This is a genomic window from Robinsoniella sp. RHS, from assembly GCF_001029355.1.
Taxonomy (GTDB): Bacteria; Bacillota; Clostridia; order Lachnospirales; family Lachnospiraceae; genus Robinsoniella; species Robinsoniella peoriensis.
This window is the reverse complement of record NZ_JNGB01000102.1, coordinates 1-20,448: the sequence shown is the minus strand read 5'-3', so window position 1 is coordinate 20,448 and position 20,448 is coordinate 1. Positions and strand designations below refer to the sequence as shown.

19 protein-coding genes and 1 pseudogene are annotated in these 20,448 nt (G+C 38.9%); 3 read left to right on the top strand and 17 right to left on the bottom strand.

Going from position 1 to position 20,448, the window contains the following annotated elements:
- Positions 1-55: 55 nt before the first annotated feature.
- The 9 genes from RHS_RS23725 to rpsL form a co-directional block, all read right to left on the bottom strand.
- Positions 56-970: a sensor histidine kinase KdpD gene (locus RHS_RS23725; protein ID WP_044293773.1), complete on the bottom strand. Its 915-nt coding sequence runs from the start codon at positions 968-970 to the stop codon at positions 56-58.
- Complete coding sequence (locus RHS_RS23720) at positions 967-1,641, bottom strand: response regulator transcription factor (protein WP_027296132.1); 675 nt, start codon at positions 1,639-1,641, stop codon at positions 967-969. Before RHS_RS23720 ends, RHS_RS23725 begins: the two co-directional genes overlap by 4 nt.
- Positions 1,642-1,943: 302 nt before the next feature.
- Positions 1,944-2,402: a DUF6773 family protein gene (locus tag RHS_RS23715; protein WP_027296131.1), complete on the bottom strand. Its 459-nt coding sequence runs from the start codon at positions 2,400-2,402 to the stop codon at positions 1,944-1,946.
- A complete protein-coding gene (locus tag RHS_RS23710) occupies positions 2,399-2,602 on the bottom strand; it encodes a helix-turn-helix transcriptional regulator (RefSeq protein WP_027296130.1) in 204 nt (67 codons plus the stop codon). Before RHS_RS23710 ends, RHS_RS23715 begins: the two co-directional genes overlap by 4 nt.
- 251 nt (positions 2,603-2,853) lie before the next feature.
- The gene (locus tag RHS_RS23705; RefSeq protein WP_044293770.1) at positions 2,854-3,351 is read right to left on the bottom strand and encodes a CarD family transcriptional regulator; all 498 of its coding nucleotides are present in this window, start codon (positions 3,349-3,351) and stop codon (positions 2,854-2,856) included.
- Positions 3,352-3,618: 267 nt separating this feature from the next.
- Positions 3,619-4,812 (bottom strand): elongation factor Tu, encoded by a 1,194-nt coding sequence (gene tuf / locus RHS_RS23700; protein ID WP_027296128.1) that lies wholly within the window; start codon positions 4,810-4,812, stop codon positions 3,619-3,621.
- A gap of 135 nt (positions 4,813-4,947) precedes the next feature.
- Entirely contained in the window at positions 4,948-7,065 is a 2,118-nt protein-coding gene (gene fusA, locus RHS_RS23695) for an elongation factor G (RefSeq protein WP_027296127.1), read from the bottom strand.
- 91 nt (positions 7,066-7,156) lie between these two features.
- Positions 7,157-7,627: a 30S ribosomal protein S7 gene (gene rpsG / locus RHS_RS23690; RefSeq protein WP_027296126.1), complete on the bottom strand. Its 471-nt coding sequence runs from the start codon at positions 7,625-7,627 to the stop codon at positions 7,157-7,159.
- Positions 7,628-7,830: 203 nt separating this feature from the next.
- Positions 7,831-8,253 (bottom strand): 30S ribosomal protein S12, encoded by a 423-nt coding sequence (gene rpsL / locus RHS_RS23685; RefSeq protein ID WP_027296125.1) that lies wholly within the window; start codon positions 8,251-8,253, stop codon positions 7,831-7,833.
- 267 nt (positions 8,254-8,520) lie between these two features.
- Here rpsL and RHS_RS31810 point away from each other — a divergent pair, with 267 nt between their 5' ends.
- A complete protein-coding gene (locus RHS_RS31810; RefSeq protein WP_395023455.1) occupies positions 8,521-9,897 on the top strand; it encodes a VanZ family protein in 1,377 nt (458 codons plus the stop codon).
- An 86-nt stretch (positions 9,898-9,983) separates the two neighbouring features.
- On the opposite strand, the gene RHS_RS23675 is transcribed toward RHS_RS31810, so the two are convergent.
- The 5 genes from RHS_RS23675 to RHS_RS23660 form a co-directional block, all read right to left on the bottom strand.
- Positions 9,984-10,298, bottom strand: coding sequence for a hypothetical protein (locus RHS_RS23675; RefSeq protein ID WP_395023454.1), 315 nt, complete (start codon positions 10,296-10,298; stop codon positions 9,984-9,986).
- 71 nt (positions 10,299-10,369) lie between these two features.
- The gene (locus RHS_RS23670) at positions 10,370-10,750 is read right to left on the bottom strand and encodes a hypothetical protein (protein WP_047834550.1); all 381 of its coding nucleotides are present in this window, start codon (positions 10,748-10,750) and stop codon (positions 10,370-10,372) included.
- A gap of 106 nt (positions 10,751-10,856) precedes the next feature.
- Positions 10,857-11,105: a hypothetical protein gene (locus tag RHS_RS23665; RefSeq protein WP_047834549.1), complete on the bottom strand. Its 249-nt coding sequence runs from the start codon at positions 11,103-11,105 to the stop codon at positions 10,857-10,859.
- On the bottom strand, positions 11,092-11,253 hold the full coding sequence (locus RHS_RS31805; protein WP_395023451.1) for a hypothetical protein: 162 nt from the start codon (positions 11,251-11,253) through the stop codon (positions 11,092-11,094). Before RHS_RS31805 ends, RHS_RS23665 begins: the two co-directional genes overlap by 14 nt.
- Before the next feature lie 96 nt (positions 11,254-11,349).
- A complete protein-coding gene (locus RHS_RS23660; protein ID WP_395023449.1) occupies positions 11,350-12,183 on the bottom strand; it encodes an alpha/beta hydrolase in 834 nt (277 codons plus the stop codon).
- 82 nt (positions 12,184-12,265) lie between these two features.
- Here RHS_RS23660 and RHS_RS31800 point away from each other — a divergent pair, with 82 nt between their 5' ends.
- Positions 12,266-12,847, top strand: a complete 582-nt coding sequence (locus RHS_RS31800; RefSeq protein WP_395023447.1) for a transposase — start codon at positions 12,266-12,268, stop codon at positions 12,845-12,847.
- Here RHS_RS31800 and RHS_RS23655 read toward each other — a convergent pair.
- Positions 12,819-13,157 carry a hypothetical protein gene (locus RHS_RS23655; RefSeq protein WP_047834548.1) on the bottom strand — a complete coding sequence of 113 codons (339 nt, stop codon included), beginning with the start codon at positions 13,155-13,157 and terminating at the stop codon, positions 12,819-12,821. The two genes, RHS_RS31800 and RHS_RS23655, sit on opposite strands and share 29 nt — an antisense overlap.
- A 311-nt stretch (positions 13,158-13,468) precedes the next feature.
- Between RHS_RS23655 and RHS_RS23650 the strand changes: the two genes are divergently transcribed.
- A complete protein-coding gene (locus RHS_RS23650; RefSeq protein WP_047834547.1) occupies positions 13,469-14,599 on the top strand; it encodes an acyltransferase in 1,131 nt (376 codons plus the stop codon).
- A gap of 1,146 nt (positions 14,600-15,745) precedes the next feature.
- Here the strand turns inward: RHS_RS23650 and RHS_RS23645 are convergent.
- Positions 15,746-16,762 carry an acyltransferase gene (locus RHS_RS23645; RefSeq protein WP_047834546.1) on the bottom strand — a complete coding sequence of 339 codons (1,017 nt, stop codon included), beginning with the start codon at positions 16,760-16,762 and terminating at the stop codon, positions 15,746-15,748.
- Positions 16,763-16,826: 64 nt separating this feature from the next.
- A pseudogene (rpoC, locus tag RHS_RS23640) lies at positions 16,827-20,448 on the bottom strand (DNA-directed RNA polymerase subunit beta'); the annotation flags it as partial.

Genomic DNA, 20,448 nt, shown 5'->3' with positions numbered 1-20,448 from the left:
CCATTTTTTCTTTATTGTAGCAGGCAAGCCTTTCATAGCTGCTACAAACAAATTCTCAGTTCTTACAATTTTGTAAGAACACCAAAAAAGAGCTGCCCTCCCCCGGCTTAGATTCAATTGTTATATATCCTTTCTGTTTTTCCAGAATCAATTTAGCAAGGTATAGCCCTATGCCCGAACCTTCCAGTTCCTGTACCTCCCTGCTTCGATAAAAGCGTTTAAAGATATGGTTAAATTCTTTTTCATGAATACCAATTCCCTGATCACTAATTCTAATCTGGCTGTACATTTCAAATTGTTTTATTGAAATCTCAATCCGGCTTCCCCTGGGAGAATATTTCACGGCATTCTCCAAAATATTCTCCAGCGCCTCCGCCGTCCACTTCACATTATGAACCAGGGAAATTTCATCAAATTGCCGGGTAATAATTTCAATTTCTTTGGAAACGGCTTTCTCATATACAGAATTAATCGCCTTTCTTAAAGTTTCTTTGACTGGATGAGGTTCCGCATCAAATTGAATTACCCCCTCCTCCAGCCGAACCATTTTAAACAAAGATTGTAAAATCCAATTTATTTTTTCCGTCTGTTCTTTTAACTTTCTTTGAAAAACAGATCTTTTTTCTGGATCCAATGTCTGATTTTCTAAAAGTTCCTGATACATCATAACATTAGACAAGGGTGTTCTTAATTGATGAGACATATTAGAAATGAGGCTCTTTACACTTTCTTTTTCCTCTTTTGCCTGGCATATTTCAAGATTCAGTTTTTCCTGAACACGCATCATCTTTCCAGCTAGAGCCGATGCTTCTCCCTCTTTTAAATCTGATTGAGAGACAGCTCTTTCACTAAGCAATTCATCCAGCATCTTATCAATATTAAAATACAGTTTCAGATATTTCTTCCTGTAGTAATAGCACAGCATTCCAAGAAGAACTATGCAAATCACAAATAATACATATGCAATCATTTTTTCTCTCTCCAAATGTACCCCATCCCATGCACCGTTTTAATAGATTGGGGATTAGAAGAATCTTTTTCAATCTTCATTCGCAGTCTTCTGATATTTACGGAAACAATATTCTCATCCACATATTTACCATCCTGATCCCAGACCCAATTCAATATCTGCTCTTTGGATAAAATCTGCTCCTTATTCTCCACAAAATATACCAAAAGCTTATACTCCACTGTGCTGAGCGAAATCTCCTCATTCTCCTTAAATACCTTTCCCCTACCCTTATCAATCGTGACTCCATTGGAGTTTATAATAGATGCATTCTCTCTTCTTCTACACAAGTTCTTTATCCTGGCCTTCAGAACAGACAAGGAAAATGGTTTTGTCATAAAATCATCTACCCCTAATTCTAAGGCTTTGATTTCATCCATCTCCGTATCCCTGGCTGTCAGCATAAGAATAGGAATCTGACTGTACTCCCTCACCTCCCTGCACAATTCAAAACCATTTCCATCCGGAAGATTACAATCCATGATAAGCAGAGAGTAATTCTCCTTATCTATTTTCTCTTTTGCTTCCTTTTTACAGACAGCCCTATCCAGACTATATCCCTCGCACTCCAAATAAAATACCACACCTTCCATAAGGTCTATATCATCTTCTATCATTAATATTCTTTCCATTCCATCACCTCTTCCATTCGATAAGTACATCATATTCCACCCCCATTCTAATTTCAATACAATCCAGAGAATGATTGCAAAAATATATAAGATTTTTTGCTTACGTAAAAAAAGCATAATCTTCTGCTACAAAGATTACGCTTTTTACGCTCTAGATCGAACAATTTTATCTTAAAAATGGTGTTAGCTGAGTAGGCGACGCTTTGCAGATAGATGTAGTGCTCGGAAAGCGTAGGGGCGAACCATGGCAGGCGTTTGGAGGGCTTACCGCAGAACTGGCATTTTCTAACCTTCCCGGAGTACTAATCCAGATACTTGCTTTCATTTTTCTCCTGTTTTTTTCTCACAAAATGATCAAAAACCCAGGTAAAGCAAAATATGAGTAAAAATAAGATAATAAATGCGGTTCCAACTCTTTTCTCTATACTGAAGTTCTTTTCGCCCTTACTGCAAATCAGTATTGCCCAAAAAGCCAGGCTGAATATTCCTGAACCGGCAAACCCATAAAATAAACTACCCTTCCATCCTCTTAGTGCATTGGAACCATCCCAGATGCCTTCCCGGATGCACCCAACCTGATACACGATAATACCTGCCAGTAATATAACCGTTTCCCCCAGAGTACTTCCTGAATCAGATTCCAAAATAAAATCCTGCACAATTATTACTACCAGGCAGATAACTACCATAAACCAGAAACTACGTTTTCCTATTTCCGCTAATTTCTGTTTCTCTCTTTCATCCAGGTTATTTTCTCTCATAGCCATTCCTCCTCCCAGAATAAATCGTTTAGTGTCTTACCTAAAGCTTTGCATATAGAAATGCAAAGTTTGAGTGATGGGTTGAAATCACCGGCTTCGATCATACCAATCGTCTGCCGGGTAACACCTGTCATCTCTGCTAACTGTACTTGCGAAAGATTTTTTTCCATCCTCGCAATTTTTAATTTCAAGTTTTTCATATCCCACCACCTTTTTCTTAGTCTAGTATACTACCATTAATGAATATATGTCAACTATATATTGCATTTATATACTATATTTTACATTTGTGAACTATATTACTCACCTGTATGAGGCTGTATGACGCTGTATCACATTGTAAGAAGGTAAGAAGTTTAACTCACATGGACTTCAGTCACTGCTTTTATGCTGTTTTCTGACAAAAAAAAGAGACCCTGCAGCGGATCTCATTCTATTTCACAGCTATTAACTAGGCAACCTGTAATAGCTTTGCAATTTGTGCTTCTATTCTCTCAACTGTTGTGTCAAAAACTACTGCAAGTTCTGAAAAAAGTAAATGCTCTACCCTCTGAAGATTTTTGTCATCACTTATACTCAGCTTTTTTCCACTTTCCTGTCTGTTTTTCTGTGCATGCATAATCCCTTTTAACATGCCAAAACATTTTCCACATTCACATGACTTCAGTACACTCTGATATTCTTTGTCTCTTACTCTATCATTCTCGTCATAAATACCCGTCATTTTTGGTAAATCATCAAGGTACTTCTCGGCTTTTTCTTTTGTTATGACTTTTCTCATGGATACCTTGTCATTGTTTGTTTTGATATAAATGGTACCACCATCATTACAAACAGGTTTTAAAATATAGTACATCTCATTTGTGTTAAGGAAATCCAGCATATCAATTTTTTCAATATTATATACGCCTCTTCCCTCATAAACTACACTTTCATTAATTTTGAACAATATAAGCACCTTACTTTCTTTACTTCCCTCGTGGAAGAACTACTCCAATAGCCAATGCTTTGAATACCGCAGCAGCAAGTTACTATCCTATTATAACACACTTTTTGCTTTTTTCCTAGGGTCAAAAGTCACAATAGCTATATCGGGATCTATAGATAATAATAACCAATAGCCAGTACAACAGAAAAAGGACTACCACAATAATGTAATTAATGTGGCAGTCCTCATCTTACGCTTGGACTAATGTATCTATTTAAATTGTTTTAATTATTTAACGATTGTAGCAACACGGCCTGATCCAACTGTACGTCCACCTTCACGAATAGCGAAAGTAAGACCCTGCTCCATAGCGATTGGGTGGATCAATTCGATTGACATTTCTACGTTATCGCCAGGCATGCACATTTCTGTGCCTTCTGGAAGGTTGATAACACCAGTAACGTCAGTTGTACGGAAGTAGAACTGAGGTCTGTAGTTGTTGAAGAAAGGAGTATGACGTCCACCTTCATCTTTTGTCAATACGTAAACCTGTGCTGTAAATTTTGTATGGCATGTAACTGTACCTGGTTTAGAAAGAACCTGTCCTCTTTCGATTTCTGTTCTCTGAACACCACGAAGTAACGCACCGATGTTATCACCAGCCTGAGCTTCGTCAAGAAGTTTACGGAACATTTCGATTCCTGTAACAACAACTTTTCTTGTTTCTTCTTTGATACCAACGATTTCAACTTCTTCAGATACATGAAGAATACCACGTTCTACTCTACCTGTAGCAACTGTACCACGGCCTGTGATAGAGAATACGTCTTCGACTGGCATTAAGAATGGCTGATCTGTAGCACGCTGAGGATCTGGGATCCAGCTGTCAACTGCGTCCATAAGTTCCATGATCTTGTCTCCCCAAGCGCTGCTTGGATCTTCAAGAGCTTTTAAAGCAGAACCCTGGATGATTGGTGTATCATCGCCTGGGAATTCATATTCGCTTAATAATTCACGGATTTCCATATCAACTAATTCAAGTAATTCTTCATCATCAACCATATCACATTTATTCATGAATACTACGATGTAAGGAACACCTACCTGACGGGAAAGTAAGATATGCTCTTTTGTCTGAGCCATAACACCATCAGTAGCTGCAACAACAAGGATAGCACCATCCATCTGAGCAGCACCTGTGATCATGTTCTTTACATAGTCAGCATGTCCTGGGCAGTCAACGTGTGCGTAATGTCTCTTATCTGTTTCGTACTCAACGTGAGCTGTAGAGATTGTGATACCACGTTCTCTTTCTTCTGGAGCTTTATCAATATTCTCGAAATCAACTGCTGCGTTACCTGCAACTCTTTCGCTCAGAGTTTTTGTAATTGCAGCTGTTAAAGTTGTTTTACCATGGTCAACGTGTCCAATGGTACCAATATTAGCATGTGGTTTGTTTCTTTCAAATTTAGCTTTAGCCATTTTGAATGTCCTCCTTATAATATGCGCCTGTATCAGGCTTTCTTTTTGGTTTTTTATTTCATTAGGCTATCTTTGATTATATTTCAAATCAAAGATATTTTCAAGCCTAATTTTTTAAAATAACGATATAATTACTTACTTGGACTTAGCACTTAATACTTTTTCCTGTACAGACTTCGGAACCTGCTCATATTTTTCAAAGAACATAGAGTAGTTACCACGTCCCTGTGTTTTGGAACGTAAGTCTGTAGAGTAACCAAACATTTCAGCCAGCGGAACATAACCTCTTACAAGCTTACCACCACCGATATCTTCCATACCTTCGATACGACCACGACGGGAGTTGATATCACCGATAACATCACCCATATAATCTTCAGGCATAGTAACTTCCACTTTCATGATTGGCTCTAATAATACCGCATCACCTTTTCTCATAGCATCCTTGAATGCCATAGATCCGGCGATATGGAATGCCATTTCACTTGAATCGACTTCATGGTAAGAACCATCATATACGTTTGCATTAACACCAAGTACTGGGAAGCCGCCAAGAATACCTGCTTTTGATGCTTCTTCGATACCCTGACCAACTGCTGGGATATATTCCTTCGGAATAGCACCACCAACAACACTGGATTCATATTTGAATGTTTCTTCGCCATTTGGATCCATTGGTGTAAATCTAACTTTACAATGACCGTACTGACCACGTCCACCGGACTGTTTTGCATATTTGCTGTCAACATCAACAGGTTTTGTAAAGGTTTCTTTGTAAGCAACCTGAGGTGCACCTACATTTGCCTCAACCTTGAATTCACGAAGAAGTCTGTCTACGATAATTTCAAGATGAAGTTCGCCCATACCTGCGATAATTGTCTGTCCTGTTTCATGATCTGTATGTGCACGGAAAGTAGGATCTTCTTCTGCAAGTTTTGCTAAAGCTTCACCCATCTTGCCCTGACCAGCTTTTGTTTTAGGCTCGATTGCTAATTCGATAACTGGTTCTGGGAATTCCATGGATTCCAGAATAACCGGATGCTGTTCGTCACAGATTGTATCACCAGTTGTTGTAAACTTAAAGCCTACAGCTGCTGCGATATCTCCTGCATAAACTTTATCAAGTTCTGCTCTCTTATTAGCGTGCATCTGAAGGATACGTCCAACACGTTCCTTTTTGCCTTTTGTTGCATTTAATACATAAGAACCTGAGTTCATAGATCCAGAGTAAACTCTGAAGAATGCCAGCTTACCAACAAATGGGTCAGCCATGATCTTGAATGCTAATGCTGCAAACGGTTCATCATCAGATGAATGTCTTACGATCGGATTTCCTTCCATATCTGTTCCTTCAATAGAAGCGATATCAGTAGGAGCCGGCATAAATTCAAGAATTGCATTTAACAGCTTCTGAACACCTTTATTTCTGTAAGCTGTACCACAGCAAACAGGAATAGCAGTACATTCGCAGGTACCCTTTCTCAGAGCAGCCTTTAATGCTTCTACGGATGGTTCTTCACCTTCCAGGTATTCCATCATTAAATCGTCATCTAACTCGCAGATTTTTTCTACTAATTCTGTACGATATAATTCAGCATCATCTTTCATGTCTTCCGGAATCTCAGTGATGGAAATGTCTTCACCTTTTTCATCATTGTAGATATAAGCCTGCATTTCGAATAAGTCAATGATTCCCTTGAAATCATCTTCTTTTCCGATTGGAAGCTGAAGACAGATTGCATTTTTACCTAATCTGTTTTTAATTTGTTCTACTGCACCGTAGAAATCTGCACCCATGATATCCATCTTATTGATGAATGCCATACGAGGTACATTATAAGTGTCAGCCTGACGCCATACATTTTCAGATTGAGGTTCAACACCGCCCTTAGCACAGAATACACCGACAGCACCGTCGAGTACACGTAGGGAACGTTCAACCTCTACTGTAAAGTCAACGTGTCCTGGAGTATCAATGATATTGATACGATGCTCTAAAGCACCTGGTTTTGTTTCGCAGTTTTCCTGCAATGTCCAGTGACATGTTGTAGCGGCTGAAGTAATTGTGATACCTCTTTCCTGTTCCTGCTCCATCCAGTCCATGGTTGCAGTACCTTCATGAGTATCACCGATTTTATAGTTTACACCAGTGTAATACAGGATACGCTCTGTCAATGTTGTTTTACCAGCATCGATATGAGCCATAATACCAATATTTCTGGTTCTCTCTAATGGATATTCTCTTCCAGCCAAGGTTATTTCCTCCTAAATAATTTAAAGCTTTCCGCTTTGTCACAAGCCGGCCAATACAGGCCGGCACCGCTCATTTATATTTTTTATATAATTAGAAACGATAGTGAGCAAATGCTTTGTTTGCTTCTGCCATTTTGTGCATGTCTTCTTTTTTCTTAACGGATGCGCCTGTATTGTTTGATGCATCTAAAAGCTCATTTGCTAATCTGTCTACCATTGTTTTTTCTCCTCTTTTACGAGAATACAATGTGATCCAACGAAGAGCTAAAGCCTGGCGTCTATCTGGTCTAACTTCGATAGGTACCTGGTATGTTGCTCCACCAATACGTCTTGCCTTTACTTCGAGTACAGGCATGATGTTGTTCATAGCTTCTTCAAATACTTCGACTGCTGGCTTATCTGATTTCTCAGCCATTTTGTCAAATGCTCCATATACTATTTTCTGAGCTACACCTCTCTTACCATCTAACATAATGTTATTGATAAGCTTTGTAACCACTTTGTTGTTGTATAATGGATCTGCTAATACGTCTCTTTTTTGAGTATGTCCTTTACGTGGCACGGTACTTCCCTCCTTAATTATTATCGCAGTCAGCTAAGACTGCTTGATTAATTCATCGGTACTCACATGTGTCGTTCTACTTGTGTTTCGTGCACGAAAGCTTCTATATTAACCTGCAACCACGGGTGAATAAGAAATCCGGCACAATTTTTGTTTGTAGTTCTGTTTGTGATACGAATAATTTATAATTTAATTGTTACGAATTATTTTTTAGCGTCTTTCGGTCTCTTAGCTCCGTATTTAGAACGAGCCTGTCTTCTCTTTGCAACGCCTGCTGTATCAAGTGTACCACGAACGATGTGATATCTTGTACCTGGTAAGTCTTTTACTCTACCGCCACGGATCAGAACAACGCTATGCTCCTGAAGGTTATGTCCTTCACCTGGGATGTAGCTTGTTACTTCGATTCCGTTAGATAAACGAACTCTGGCGATCTTTCTAAGAGCTGAGTTAGGTTTCTTAGGTGTAGCTGTCTTAACTGCTGTACATACACCTCTTTTTTGTGGTGCGGATACGTCCGTACTCTTTTTCTTTAAGGAGTTAAATCCTTTTTGCAGAGCAGGTGCAGTTGATTTTTTCTCAGATGTCTGACGACCTTTTCTTACTAACTGGTTAAATGTTGGCATTCCTTTCACCTCCTGTTTTATTTGTACAAAAACATAATTTTTTTCTTTCTGTACATGTGGTTGCTGTTTTAATTTTATTTTATGATGCATGAAATTAGATTAAAATTCACGCACACTGATTTATTATATCCACATGCATTTCTAATGTCAAGCACTTTCCAGTATTTTTCAAAGTTTTTTTGCCCAAAATACCTTATAATTTTCTTAAGCCGGTAGACAACAAACGTCAGGAATGCTATGATAGGCGCAAATCGGAGGCGATATATTATGAGGAAATTATTAAAACCATTATCATTTATACCAGCTATACTTTTAATGTGCCTTATTTTTAATTTTTCCAGCCAAAGCGGAGATGTTTCCGGACAGCTGAGTTTTAAAGTCAGCTGTAAAATTGTAGAAGCAGGAGATTATATCTTCGACGCCAATCTGGAACAGTGGCAAATAGAAGAATGGGCCAATAAAATCAACTTTATCACACGTAAATTAGCACATATGACCGAATATTTTGCTCTCGCTGTGGCAGTATCCTTTCCATTATATGTGTACGGACTGCACGGTATCTGGCTTATGCTTGTAGCCGGCATCCTATGCGTCGGTTTTGCCCTGGGAGATGAATACCACCAATCTTTCGTGGGAGGCCGCTCTCCTTCCCTTCGGGATGTCGGGATTGACAGTGTTGGAGTCTTTTTCGGTATTGTACTCGTCCGGATGGTGGGATGGACCGGACGAATGACGATCTTTAAGCCGAGAAAGAAAAAAACAAAGGTAAAAAGAATCACAAAAGTAAAACACAAAAACCATAAGTTCAAAAATTACACAGCCAACGCACCGGAATACCATTATAAGGAAGAACATGCTTATTATAATGATATCCCAAAATCTGCATCTAAATCAAGAACATTTAGAAAAGCGCAGAAAAACAGCAAAGACAACAGTTATTCCTATGACCAGCAATATACCGGTTACGATGGCCATACACCTTACAGTCAGGATCCGGGTTATCAAAATTATAATCATCAGCAACCCTATTATGGAAATAACCCCCAGAATTTTAACGGGCAGCCTTACAGCGATGGTCCTCAGCAGAATTTTAACAGACAGCCTTACAGCGATGGTCCTCAGCAGAATTTTAACGGGCAGCCTTACAGCGATGGTCCTCAGCAGAATTTTAACAGACAGCCTTACAGCGATGGTCCTCAGCAGAATTTTAACGGACAGCCTTACAGCGATGGTCCTCAGCAGAATTTTAACGGACAGCCTTACAGTGGCGGTCCTCAGCAGAATTTTAACGGGCAGCCTTACAGCGGCGGTCCTCAGCAGAATTTTAACGGGCAGCCTTTCGGCGGCAGTCCTCAACAGGATTTTAACAGCCAGCCTTTCGGCAGCGGTCCTCAACAAAATTTTGGAGGTCAGCAACAGGATTTTAACAACTGCAGTTCCGACCAGGACTATGCAAATTACCATTCCGCTGATTATTTTGAAGACCAGACACAGTATTATGACCGGCACCAGCAATATGAAACTTCTGATGACAGCGATCCAGAAGATGATTACAGCGCAGCGAAAAAACATTCACAGCGGCCGGACGATGATGATGACGTGGATATCGTATCTAAAATCCAGTCTCTTTTTAACCGGAAATAATAAAAGCCAATGCAGTATATGATTATAAACTGCGTTGGCTTTTTCTATTTAATCTCCGTATTTTCAAACTGAGACAGAACTGCTTCTTATCTTACATCCCTTCCAGCCTGCTTCATTACCTCCTTTAATTTCTGTATATAATATTGATAATCTTTAAGAGATGTAGATGGTGCCACCTGATGATCAGAGCCCACTATATAACCACCACCCCGTATCACCGGAAGGATTCTGTCAAATTCCCGGTCTATTGCTTCTTTTCCTTCGGCAATCATAAGCTTATTGAATCCGCCGATAAATTTCAGCCTGGGAAACTGCTCTCTCACTTTAACTATATCCATTCCGGCATTCACATCCATGGGAAGAAATCCATCCACCCCTGCTTCTAAAAAATGCGGGATCATAATGGTAAAGTCTCCATCCGTATCCACAAAAACATTATTTACCCCATGCTCTTTCAGCAATACGATTTTTATTACACAGGTAATGGCAACAATCGCCCAAACATTTTGTTCAAGGATTCATTCAGGATATTTTTATCCAGTATAATCACGGTTTTACAGGCATAATAGTTAGATGATGCCATGGAATACAAAGAGTGGTTATCTTCTTTCATCTTTGAATACTGCCTTATAAAATCCTTTATCTGTTCCATATAGGTGTCATTTCTTTTGCTATCAGGAAGGTTCATATAGAAAAGCTCATCCGTTTCTTCCATAAACACCATGACCTTTAAGCCTTTGCCATTACATTTCACATTGCAGATTTTTTCCATATAAAAAGCATTTTGCTGAACTTCCATATAACCGATTATGTCTGTGTTTCTGTCCTTAACCGGCTTTATTTCTGACCCCACTAGCACTTCACGCTCTTATCCCAATAATCCAGATGCGGCTTTAAATACACCCGGCTGTTCAACTGCTTCATTGGATACTGGTTTTCTATCATCTGTATCCGCTGCCTTACATCTTCTTTCTTAACATCTGTCTTCCCGGTGCTGTAAAAGGTTCCGTCTTTTCCATAAATAGCAACCCCCTGCGTATTTCTGATTTATTGGTGTATGCTCTTGTCAAAAGCTTGCGTATTTCTTTTCCCACTTCTTCTCCTGAAGAAACCAGAGTCTGATTCCATAAATCCAGAAAATGATTATCCGACAATACATCATTCGTCGTCTGATCCATGGTCGTAAGGCGGCTGTCAACCTGTGCCATCACCTTTACTGCGATCTGCCCAATGTTGCTCCTGATGGATATTGTATTGGTTGTATTTATAGAAAATAACCGCAGCAATCCCAATAAATAAAGTCTTCAAAACCGTATAGGTCAAAGAAAGCTTTGTACTGATTTTCTGTTTTATCATAATTATACCCCTGAATAGCGGCGCAAGCTGGCCTGTGCTATTCCCAAATCGGCAGTTTGAATTCGATTTTCATTCATACTTACACTCTGATTTAAATCAAACCCGTTTCAGCCATCTTATGGCATGTTCAATCCATCCGGCATTATCCGGTAAGATCTGATCCTGGTTTCTGGAAGTGGTCTCATCGCACAGGGATAATCCATGCCCACCTCTTTCATATATATGCAGTTCAAAAGGTACTCTGTATTTGCGCAGAGCACAAGTAAATAATAAGGTGTTCTCTGCCGGAACCGCATCATCTTCCTGGGTATGCCATATAAAGGTAGGCAATGTATCGGCTGTGACCTGTTTTTCCAGGGACAGCTTTTCCCTCACTTCGGGGGAACCGTCTGGTCCTGTCAGATTCGTACATGACTCCTTATGAGTAAATTCGCCCATGGTTATGACCGGATAGCATAAAATCATGCCGGATGGCTTGTAACTGAAGTTTCCGGTTCCAAAAACCTGCTCAAAGATTTCATCCTTCCATAACGTACCTAAAGAAGCACATAAATGCCCGCCGGCAGAAAATCCGCAGATAAAAATTTTTTCCGGATCAATGCCCCACTCTTTGGCATACTCCCGTACCATCGCTACAGATATTGCCAGTTCCAGCACAGCACATGGGTATCTGGATGGTGCAACACTATATTGCAGCACAAATGCCTGCATACCTGCTGCCATAAACCTCATTGCCACCGGTTCTGCCTCCCGGTCAGATTTAAATTGATAAGCGCCTCCCGGACAGATAATGACTGCTGCCCTTTTCCCGGACACTTTCAGTTCCTCACTGTCACTATGCATATACCCGATTAATCTGGGCTGGTATTTTCCATGTACGGCACCTGCCTTCTCATACGCTACCTGTACGTTTATTTCTTTGTAAATCATATTACTCCCTTCCGCCTTTTTAGGTCATGTTCTTATTTTTCCCTTTATTATACACCATATCTATTCCAAGAGATATAGGGGAGTGTGGAAAAAAAGGCCTATAAACAGAGCTTACCGCCCTATCTATAGGCCTTTTAATACACGCTTTTTATTAATAATCGTAATTGTCCACAGTAGCTGCATCAAATACCATAAAGAAAAAGCTTTGCAGCTTCTTGAATTAGCATCGACTTCAATTGGTTCTTCTAATCGTTCATTAACATTTGTATTACAGCAAACTAACCGATTAATAGTTCAAAGCTATACAATTTCTGCAATTATTCTTGCTGGGATAGGAGATATCAATAACTTTTCTTCTCCTTATAAGCTTCTTGCATTTGCTGGCATGGAACCTTCAACATATCAGTCTGGAAAATACAATACTTCATACACTCCTATGGTGAAATGCGGCTTCGCTTATCTCAGATGGGCTATTATGCAAGCCGGCATTTGGTGTCCCAAGTCCGGTCAATGTAATTTTGGATGGATCCATTTTACTGGACGCGGACTGATACTGGCCCCCAGAGCCAGCTTGGACATAGATGACAATATAATAGCTGCCTGTATCTGGTCTTCCCCTTTCCCTATATGGCTGATCAGCGTGCATACTTACTGTTTGCCGTAGTTTCGACTCTGGATAATATACATATTTTAATAAAACTGTAGTCGTCTGTTTTTAACAGTTCATCAATTGCTGATTCCCATGCTGTCTGGTTGGCATCTGTACCGGAGATGGATCCCTCTGACGTAAGTGGAAGAATTCCCTGGAAAATGTGGGTAGTCGCCAGAGCGGCTACAATTGCAGGAATCTTCAATTTTGTGATAAACAATCCGTTAAAGGTGCTGAGGGCTGCACCAATTACCATAGCCAATGCCAGCAAAACCGCAAACGGTGCTCCCCTCTTCCCAATCGCTGCTACGCATATGCAGATCACGGAAATTAGAGCTCCTGTGGAATACATAATATAATCACAAGATTTCACATCTCTATGTCAATTATTTTACTTTTCCTATTTTTGCTTTTTCTATTTCAAATTGTTTGATATAATGTTATTATATAGAAAATATATCCATATTTTATTGAAAGTAATTTTAATACAAAATTTGAGTTTTAGAAAATGGATTATTTGGTTAGAGTAACTAAGTACATAACTAAATATTATATCAAATAACAGTTATGTATAAAGATAAGGCGTTTATAGACACTAAATGACAAATATAATTTAAAGTAAGGTAGAATTCTAATATGAAATCAAAAAGCCAAAAACAAATAAATCTTGAACTTCTAAGAGTTATATCTATGCTGATGATAATAACACTTCATTTTCTTGGACATGGTAATATATTATCTACTGTGCCCCCCTACACACCATCTTACTACTTTGCATGGACTTTAGAAGGAATATGTTATATATCTGTAAATTGCTATATATTAATAAGTGGTTATTTTCTTGTGGATTCACATTTCAAATTAAAAAAGTTATTTAATTTAATATTACAAGTATTTTTTTATTCAATATTTATATACATTATATTATGCATATTAGGATACATTCAATTTAGCCCCTTGAATCTACTAAAAGCATTTACACCAACTCTTTCCGGTGAATACTGGTTTTTTACCGTATATATAGGCATGTATATACTAAGCCCTTTTATAAATATATTAATAAATAATATGAACAGTAAACAACATCTATACTGTATTTTTGTTTCGGTTGCTTTATTTTCCATTCATCCAAGTATAATGTTCTATTCACAAGGGTTAAATTTTGGCGGCGGTACTGGAATAGTATGGTTTTTAGTTTTGTATCTAATTGCTGCATATATTAAAAGGTATTATCATGCAAATTTTCGACCAAGAGCTTATATCATACTATATATAATTTTTTCTGCTCTTGTACCAATAAGTAAATTCACACTTGAGATTTGTTCTAAATACACTATTATGAAGATATCTAGCACTGATTCTCTCACAAAATTAATTGATAAGATATATCAATATAATTCTTTTTTTGTATTATGTTCATCAGTACTGATTTTTATTTTATTTTTAAATATCAAGGATGATTTTTTGAGTAAAAAAATACTATATGTATCTCCCTTATGTTTTGGCATATATTTAATTCATGACAATAATTATATACGGTCACTTTTATGGGGATCAATAAACCCTACTCTGTACACTGAAAAATGGTATTTTCCATTGTTATTATTTTTTATAGTCATTTTAATATTTATATGTTGCTCTTTCATAGAGTTTATTAGAAATAAGCTCTTTAGATTTATCGCTGGTTACATAAATATTAATGTAGGCTCTCTAAACATAGCTACTAGAATAAAAAATGTCATTTTTCATATAATTCACAATCATTAATTATCAATACATAAGCGCAAATTAATTCTATGTTCTAAAATAATTATATTATATTGTTGCAGCTATCTGTCACCTCTTTGCTCCATGTGGCAAGCTGTTCGAGCTGGTCATCAGACATCTTATAGTTTAGTCTATGCGCTTAAGAAAATAGTTCAAATATTTGTAGATATTCTGCAATGGTATCGATACGTGTACGTACGCCCGAGCAGGTCAGCTTATAGCCATTCTTATTCAAGAATAGATTTCCGTCCTCACCTATAGGGTAGTCTTTCATATATTTATTAATATATTGAAGGTATTTTTCCAAAGCGGTATCTCAAAAAGGAACATGTGACACAGCAAGTAAGTACTATCTGTTGGTAAGTAACATCACAATTTACTACATACCAAAGATAGGCTTTTATAGCAGCCAGACGCTGATTTACTGATTGTTAGTGATTTCATTATGACATAAAAACAAATATGTTATCCTCATCTTTTTTTAAATAACACAGCTCTTACGTAGCTTTTTCCAAAAGATGCGGATAAAAATAGCTTGTGCATAATTAAGGTTATTAGAAAAGCTACATCAGCCGTCTTTAAGTTTCAAGATAGATTCTGGGGTTTTCGGCAAAATCCAACTGCTTTTTCAAAGCGCGAACCTTTGTGAGGTTTCTGTTGATCCAGTCAAGGTAAGTTCCATCTCTTTTGAAGTCCTCTCATAATCATACAGCCTTGTAAAAAACCAACAGGAAAAATGTTTGATTTTGGGAAGGATATTGTCAACCTGGTATCCACCACAGGCAAGATAACCCTAGAATTTTACTAGAAATGTTTCAGTCTTCCGTTCTTTCTCTTTTTATACCTAAATTCCGGGTTCATCAGCCATCAAAAACCATGATGTGCGAAATTCTTATCCGGATCAGATTCGGTATAAAGAGAGTGCGGTTCCGCAATGGCCGCAGCTGGCTTCTTCAGACCAAACTCCTGCTTTACAATATCCTGCTTTGGCTTTTCCTCACGGGAACGTCCTTTCTACTGTTCAGATGGACCACTGTGTCTGCATTCCTCCATGATTGATCGATATTGTTCATTTGTGAGTACTCTTATTGAACCCATATCTATTCTCCATAAATCATAAATCGCAATAAAGGTTCTCTTATATGGTCATTTATTTTTACGATGTAAATTAGATAACGGATACTCCACGCACAAATACATCAGTAACCCCACCGCCACTGTAAAGACCACAAAAAGCGTCATCACAAACTCTCCGCCCTTTTTAGGAATAAAGGCAAAAAACGCAAACTGGTACAAATATATTGAATAAGAGGCTGCAGAAAGCGCAATTATTATCGTACGCAATGAATTTTTAACGTTTATTTTTGGCATCCACAAAAACCCAAGAGCAATTGCTACGCCAGATATCGACTTATATGCATCGTAAGTTAAAAAGGGATTAGATTTTATGAACATCATTCCTATTCCGCCTAAAAACAATAAAATGCCAATAACCCTTGGAACCTTGACTCCTTTTAAATATGCAGCCAGCATCCCAACTAAGAAGCATGGCAGCATCGCTATGTATTCCATATTACTAAAAAAAGTAATCCAGGTTAAGGGGAAGAGAAGTATACATGCTAATATCGCAGCTACTTTTTTTGCTGTCGCTGAAAGCTTCAGCCATAAAACAGCTTTTTTGCAAACTAAAAAAATAAAAGGTACCATTAAGTAAAAGATCATCTGAACGCTGATATACCAGTAAAAACCTTTTATTTTTGCAACTGTTTCCATGCTAAATGCATGAACAAATAATAAATGTGCTACCACATCCTTAAATTCATATGGCTGTGGTTTCAAATTATTTGCCATGAAAATACAGCAGATTAATATAGATATATAATACGCCGGTGCGATCCGAAGAAATCTTGTTAAATAAAAACTTTTTAATCTTTTACCGGTAGGTAACCCCTCTAACCTCTGATAACTGCCTACCATACAATATCCCGAAATCACAAACATAATTACTACACCAATGACACCCCATTTTGCAAAACCATCCAGGTTAAATATCCCTACAATATATTCCGGTCTGCGCATTCGCTTCCATATGTGATAATAGGTCACACCCACTATTGCGAATATCCTTGCCAAGTCAATATTAAGCGATCTTTCATCCTTCATATCCAAAACCTCTCCCTTAGAAAAATGGCATGCTATAGTTCACACCATAACATGCCATAATTACTTATTCTTCTGTAGCAGATACCAAATCTTCTTCACCCAGATCATCCAGATCTAAATCATCTGATAAATCAAGGCCCAGATCCAGATCGTCATCATCATCAAAATCTTCATCCTCATAAACCTGATCCAGTGTATAATCTGTATCCAGTTTTACATTACGGTATCTCTTCATGCCTGTTCCGGCCGGAATTAATTTACCGATTATAACATTTTCTTTTAATCCGATAAGCGGATCAATCTTACCTTTGATTGCTGCTTCTGTCAGTACCTTCGTCGTTTCCTGGAAAGATGCTGCTGATAAGAAGGAGTTGGTTGCAAGAGATGCTTTTGTTATACCAAGCATTACCTGTTTTCCGTCTGCAGGCATCTTGCCTTCTTCTACTAATGCATCATTTACATCTTCAAAGTCAAGAATATCTACCAGTGTACCAGGCAGTAATTCAGAATCACCATTATCCTCAATTCTGATCTTCTTCAGCATCTGACGAACAATAACTTCGATATGCTTATCATTGATCTCAACACCCTGTAAACGGTAAACACGCTGAACTTCCTGAATCATGTAATCCTGTACAGCACGAACACCTTTGATCTTCAGGATATCATGTGGATTTACGCTACCTTCTGTCAACTCATCACCGGCTTCCAATAATGCACCGTCCTGTACCTTGATTCTGGATCCATAAGGAATCAGATATGTCTTAGCTTCACCGCTTTCATCGTTTGTCACAATAATCTCGCGTTTTTTCTTGGTATCCTTAATGTTTGCAATACCAGGAATTTCTGTAATAATAGCAAGACCTTTTGGCTTTCTTGCCTCAAAAAGCTCCTCGACACGGGGAAGACCCTGTGTAATATCGCCGCCGGCCACACCACCGGTATGGAACGTACGCATGGTAAGCTGTGTTCCAGGTTCTCCGATAGACTGAGCTGCAATAATACCTACGGATTCACCTACCTGAACTGCTTCGCCTGTTGCAAGGTTGGATCCATAACATTTCGCACATACACCGATATGTGATTTACATGTCAGTATCGTACGGATCTTAATCTTGTCAAATGGTTTTCCATTTGCATCCACACCTTCGTTCATGATACGTGCCGCACGTCTTGGGGTAATCATATGGTTTGCTTTTACGAGAACTTCACCATCTTTATTTGTAAGAGTTTCGCAGGCAAATCTACCTGTAATTCTCTCCTGCAGGCTTTCAATTTCTTCTTTTCCGTCCATGAATGCTTTTACATACATACCCGGAATTTCTTTTCCTTCACAACAGTCAACTTCACGGATAATCAAGTCCTGGGAAACGTCAACCAGACGTCTGGTCAGGTATCCGGAATCGGCTGTACGAAGAGCAGTATCAGACAGACCTTTACGAGCACCATGTGCAGACATAAAGTACTCCAATACGTCAAGTCCTTCACGGAAATTTGACTTGATAGGCAGCTCGATTGTATGACCGGTTGTATCCGCCATCAAACCACGCATACCGGCAAGCTGTTTAATCTGCTTGTCAGAACCACGGGCTCCTGAGTCAGCCATCATATAGATGTTATTGTACTTATCAAGACCGTCTAACAGCGCCTTGGTCAGAATATCATCGGTGTTCTTCCATGTTTCCACAACTTCTTTATAACGCTCTTCTTCCGTGATCAGACCACGTTTGAAGTTCTTTGTAATTCTATCTACAGTATCCTGTGCCTGCTGAATCAGCTGCGGTTTTTCAGGAGGTACTGTCATATCGGAAATGGATACGGTCATCGCTGCCCTGGTAGAGTACTTGTAACCCATAGCCTTGATATCATCAAGTGCTTCTGCAGTCTTGGTTGCTCCGTGAGTATTGATGATTTTCTCCAGAATCTGTTTTAATCCTTTTTTACCTACGTGGAAATCTACTTCCAGCTTCAGTGCATTTTCCGGAATATCACGGTTTACAAAACCTAAATCCTGAGGAAGAATTTCATTAAAGATGAAACGTCCCAACGTAGATTCTACATTTCCAGTAAGCCTGCTTCCATCCGGCATGATCTTTGTCATACGAACCGTAATTCTGGTCTGTAATGTCAAAGCCTTATTTTCATAAGCAAGGATTGCTTCGTTTACGCTTTTAAATACTTTGCCTTCTCCAAGTGCACCTGGTCTCTCCTGTGTCAGATAGTAGATACCAAGGACCATATCCTGTGAAGGTACGGCAACGGGACCACCATCGGAAGGTTTTAACAGGTTGTTTGGAGACAACAGTAAGAAACGGCATTCTGCCTGTGCTTCCACAGACAATGGAAGATGGACAGCCATCTGGTCACCATCGAAGTCAGCATTAAACGCTGTACATACCAATGGATGAAGCTTGATCGCCTTACCTTCTACCAATATAGGCTCAAATGCCTGAATACCAAGTCTGTGAAGTGTGGGGGCACGGTTTAACATAACCGGGTGTTCTTTGATAACTTCTTCCAGAACATCCCAGACTTCCGGCTGAAGTCTTTCTACCATCTTCTTCGCATTCTTAATATTGTGAGAAGTACCATTTGCTACTAATTCTTTCATAACGAAAGGTTTGAATAATTCAATTGCCATTTCTTTTGGCAGACCGCACTGGTAAATCTTAAGTTCCGGTCCAACAACGATAACAGAACGTCCTGAATAGTCAACACGTTTTCCAAGTAAGTTCTGACGGAAACGTCCGGATTTACCCTTTAACATGTCTGATAAGGATTTAAGGGCTCTGTTACCCGGTCCTGTTACCGGACGTCCACGACGTCCATTATCAATTAAAGCATCTACCGCTTCCTGAAGCATACGCTTTTCATTACGAACGATAATATCAGGTGCACCTAATTCCAAAAGTCTTTTCAGACGGTTATTACGGTTGATGATTCTTCTATATAAGTCATTCAGGTCAGATGTGGCAAAACGTCCGCCATCCAGCTGAACCATAGGACGTAAATCCGGCGGAATAACAGGAACAACTGTCATGATCATCCACTCCGGTCTGTTTCCTGAGCCACGGAAAGCTTCTACAACTTCCAGTCTTTTAATGATTCTGGCTCTTTTCTGACCGGTAGAATCCTTCAGTCCTCTTTTTAATTCAACGGATTCCTTCTCCATGTCAATGGCTTCTAACAGTTCCTTAATGGATTCTGCTCCCATGCCTACACGGAAAGTGTTTCCCCATTTTTCTTTCGCTTCCTGGAACTCTTTTTCTGTCAGAACCTGTTTGTACTGTAAATCTGTAGTTCCTTTATCCAACACAATATAATTGGCAAAGTACAATACTTTTTCCAATACTCTGGGAGACAGATCCAGAATTAATCCCATTCTGGAAGGGATTCCCTTAAAATACCAGATATGGGAAACAGGAGCTGCAAGCTCAATGTGTCCCATACGTTCTCTACGAACGCTGGCTTTGGTTACTTCTACGCCGCATCGGTCGCAGACTACACCTTTATAACGGATTTTCTTATATTTACCGCAGTGGCACTCCCAGTCCTTGCTGGGACCGAAAATACGCTCGCAGAATAATCCGTCTTTTTCTGGTTTCAGGGTTCTATAATTAATCGTTTCTGGTTTTTTAACTTCTCCTTCTGGACCACTCTCTGATCTTATCCGGAGATGCTAAACC

Coding starts and splice junctions, on each gene's coding strand:
- RHS_RS23725 (WP_044293773.1), bottom strand. CDS start 970: ATGATTGCATATGTATTATTTGTGATTTGCATAGTTCTTCTTGGAATG.
- RHS_RS23720 (WP_027296132.1), bottom strand. CDS start 1,641: ATGGAAAGAATATTAATGATAGAAGATGATATAGACCTTATGGAAGGT.
- RHS_RS23715 (WP_027296131.1), bottom strand. CDS start 2,402: ATGAGAGAAAATAACCTGGATGAAAGAGAGAAACAGAAATTAGCGGAA.
- RHS_RS23710 (WP_027296130.1), bottom strand. CDS start 2,602: ATGAAAAACTTGAAATTAAAAATTGCGAGGATGGAAAAAAATCTTTCG.
- tuf (WP_027296128.1), bottom strand. CDS start 4,812: ATGGCTAAAGCTAAATTTGAAAGAAACAAACCACATGCTAATATTGGT.
- rpsL (WP_027296125.1), bottom strand. CDS start 8,253: ATGCCAACATTTAACCAGTTAGTAAGAAAAGGTCGTCAGACATCTGAG.
- RHS_RS31810 (WP_395023455.1), top strand. CDS start 8,521: ATGAGGAAATTATTAAAACCATTATCATTTATACCAGCTATACTTTTA.
- RHS_RS23675 (WP_395023454.1), bottom strand. CDS start 10,298: ATGATCCCGCATTTTTTAGAAGCAGGGGTGGATGGATTTCTTCCCATG.
- RHS_RS23665 (WP_047834549.1), bottom strand. CDS start 11,105: ATGGCACAGGTTGACAGCCGCCTTACGACCATGGATCAGACGACGAAT.
- RHS_RS31805 (WP_395023451.1), bottom strand. CDS start 11,253: ATGATAAAACAGAAAATCAGTACAAAGCTTTCTTTGACCTATACGGTT.
- RHS_RS23660 (WP_395023449.1), bottom strand. CDS start 12,183: ATGATTTACAAAGAAATAAACGTACAGGTAGCGTATGAGAAGGCAGGT.
- RHS_RS23650 (WP_047834547.1), top strand. CDS start 13,469: ATGAAATCAAAAAGCCAAAAACAAATAAATCTTGAACTTCTAAGAGTT.
- RHS_RS23645 (WP_047834546.1), bottom strand. CDS start 16,762: ATGAAGGATGAAAGATCGCTTAATATTGACTTGGCAAGGATATTCGCA.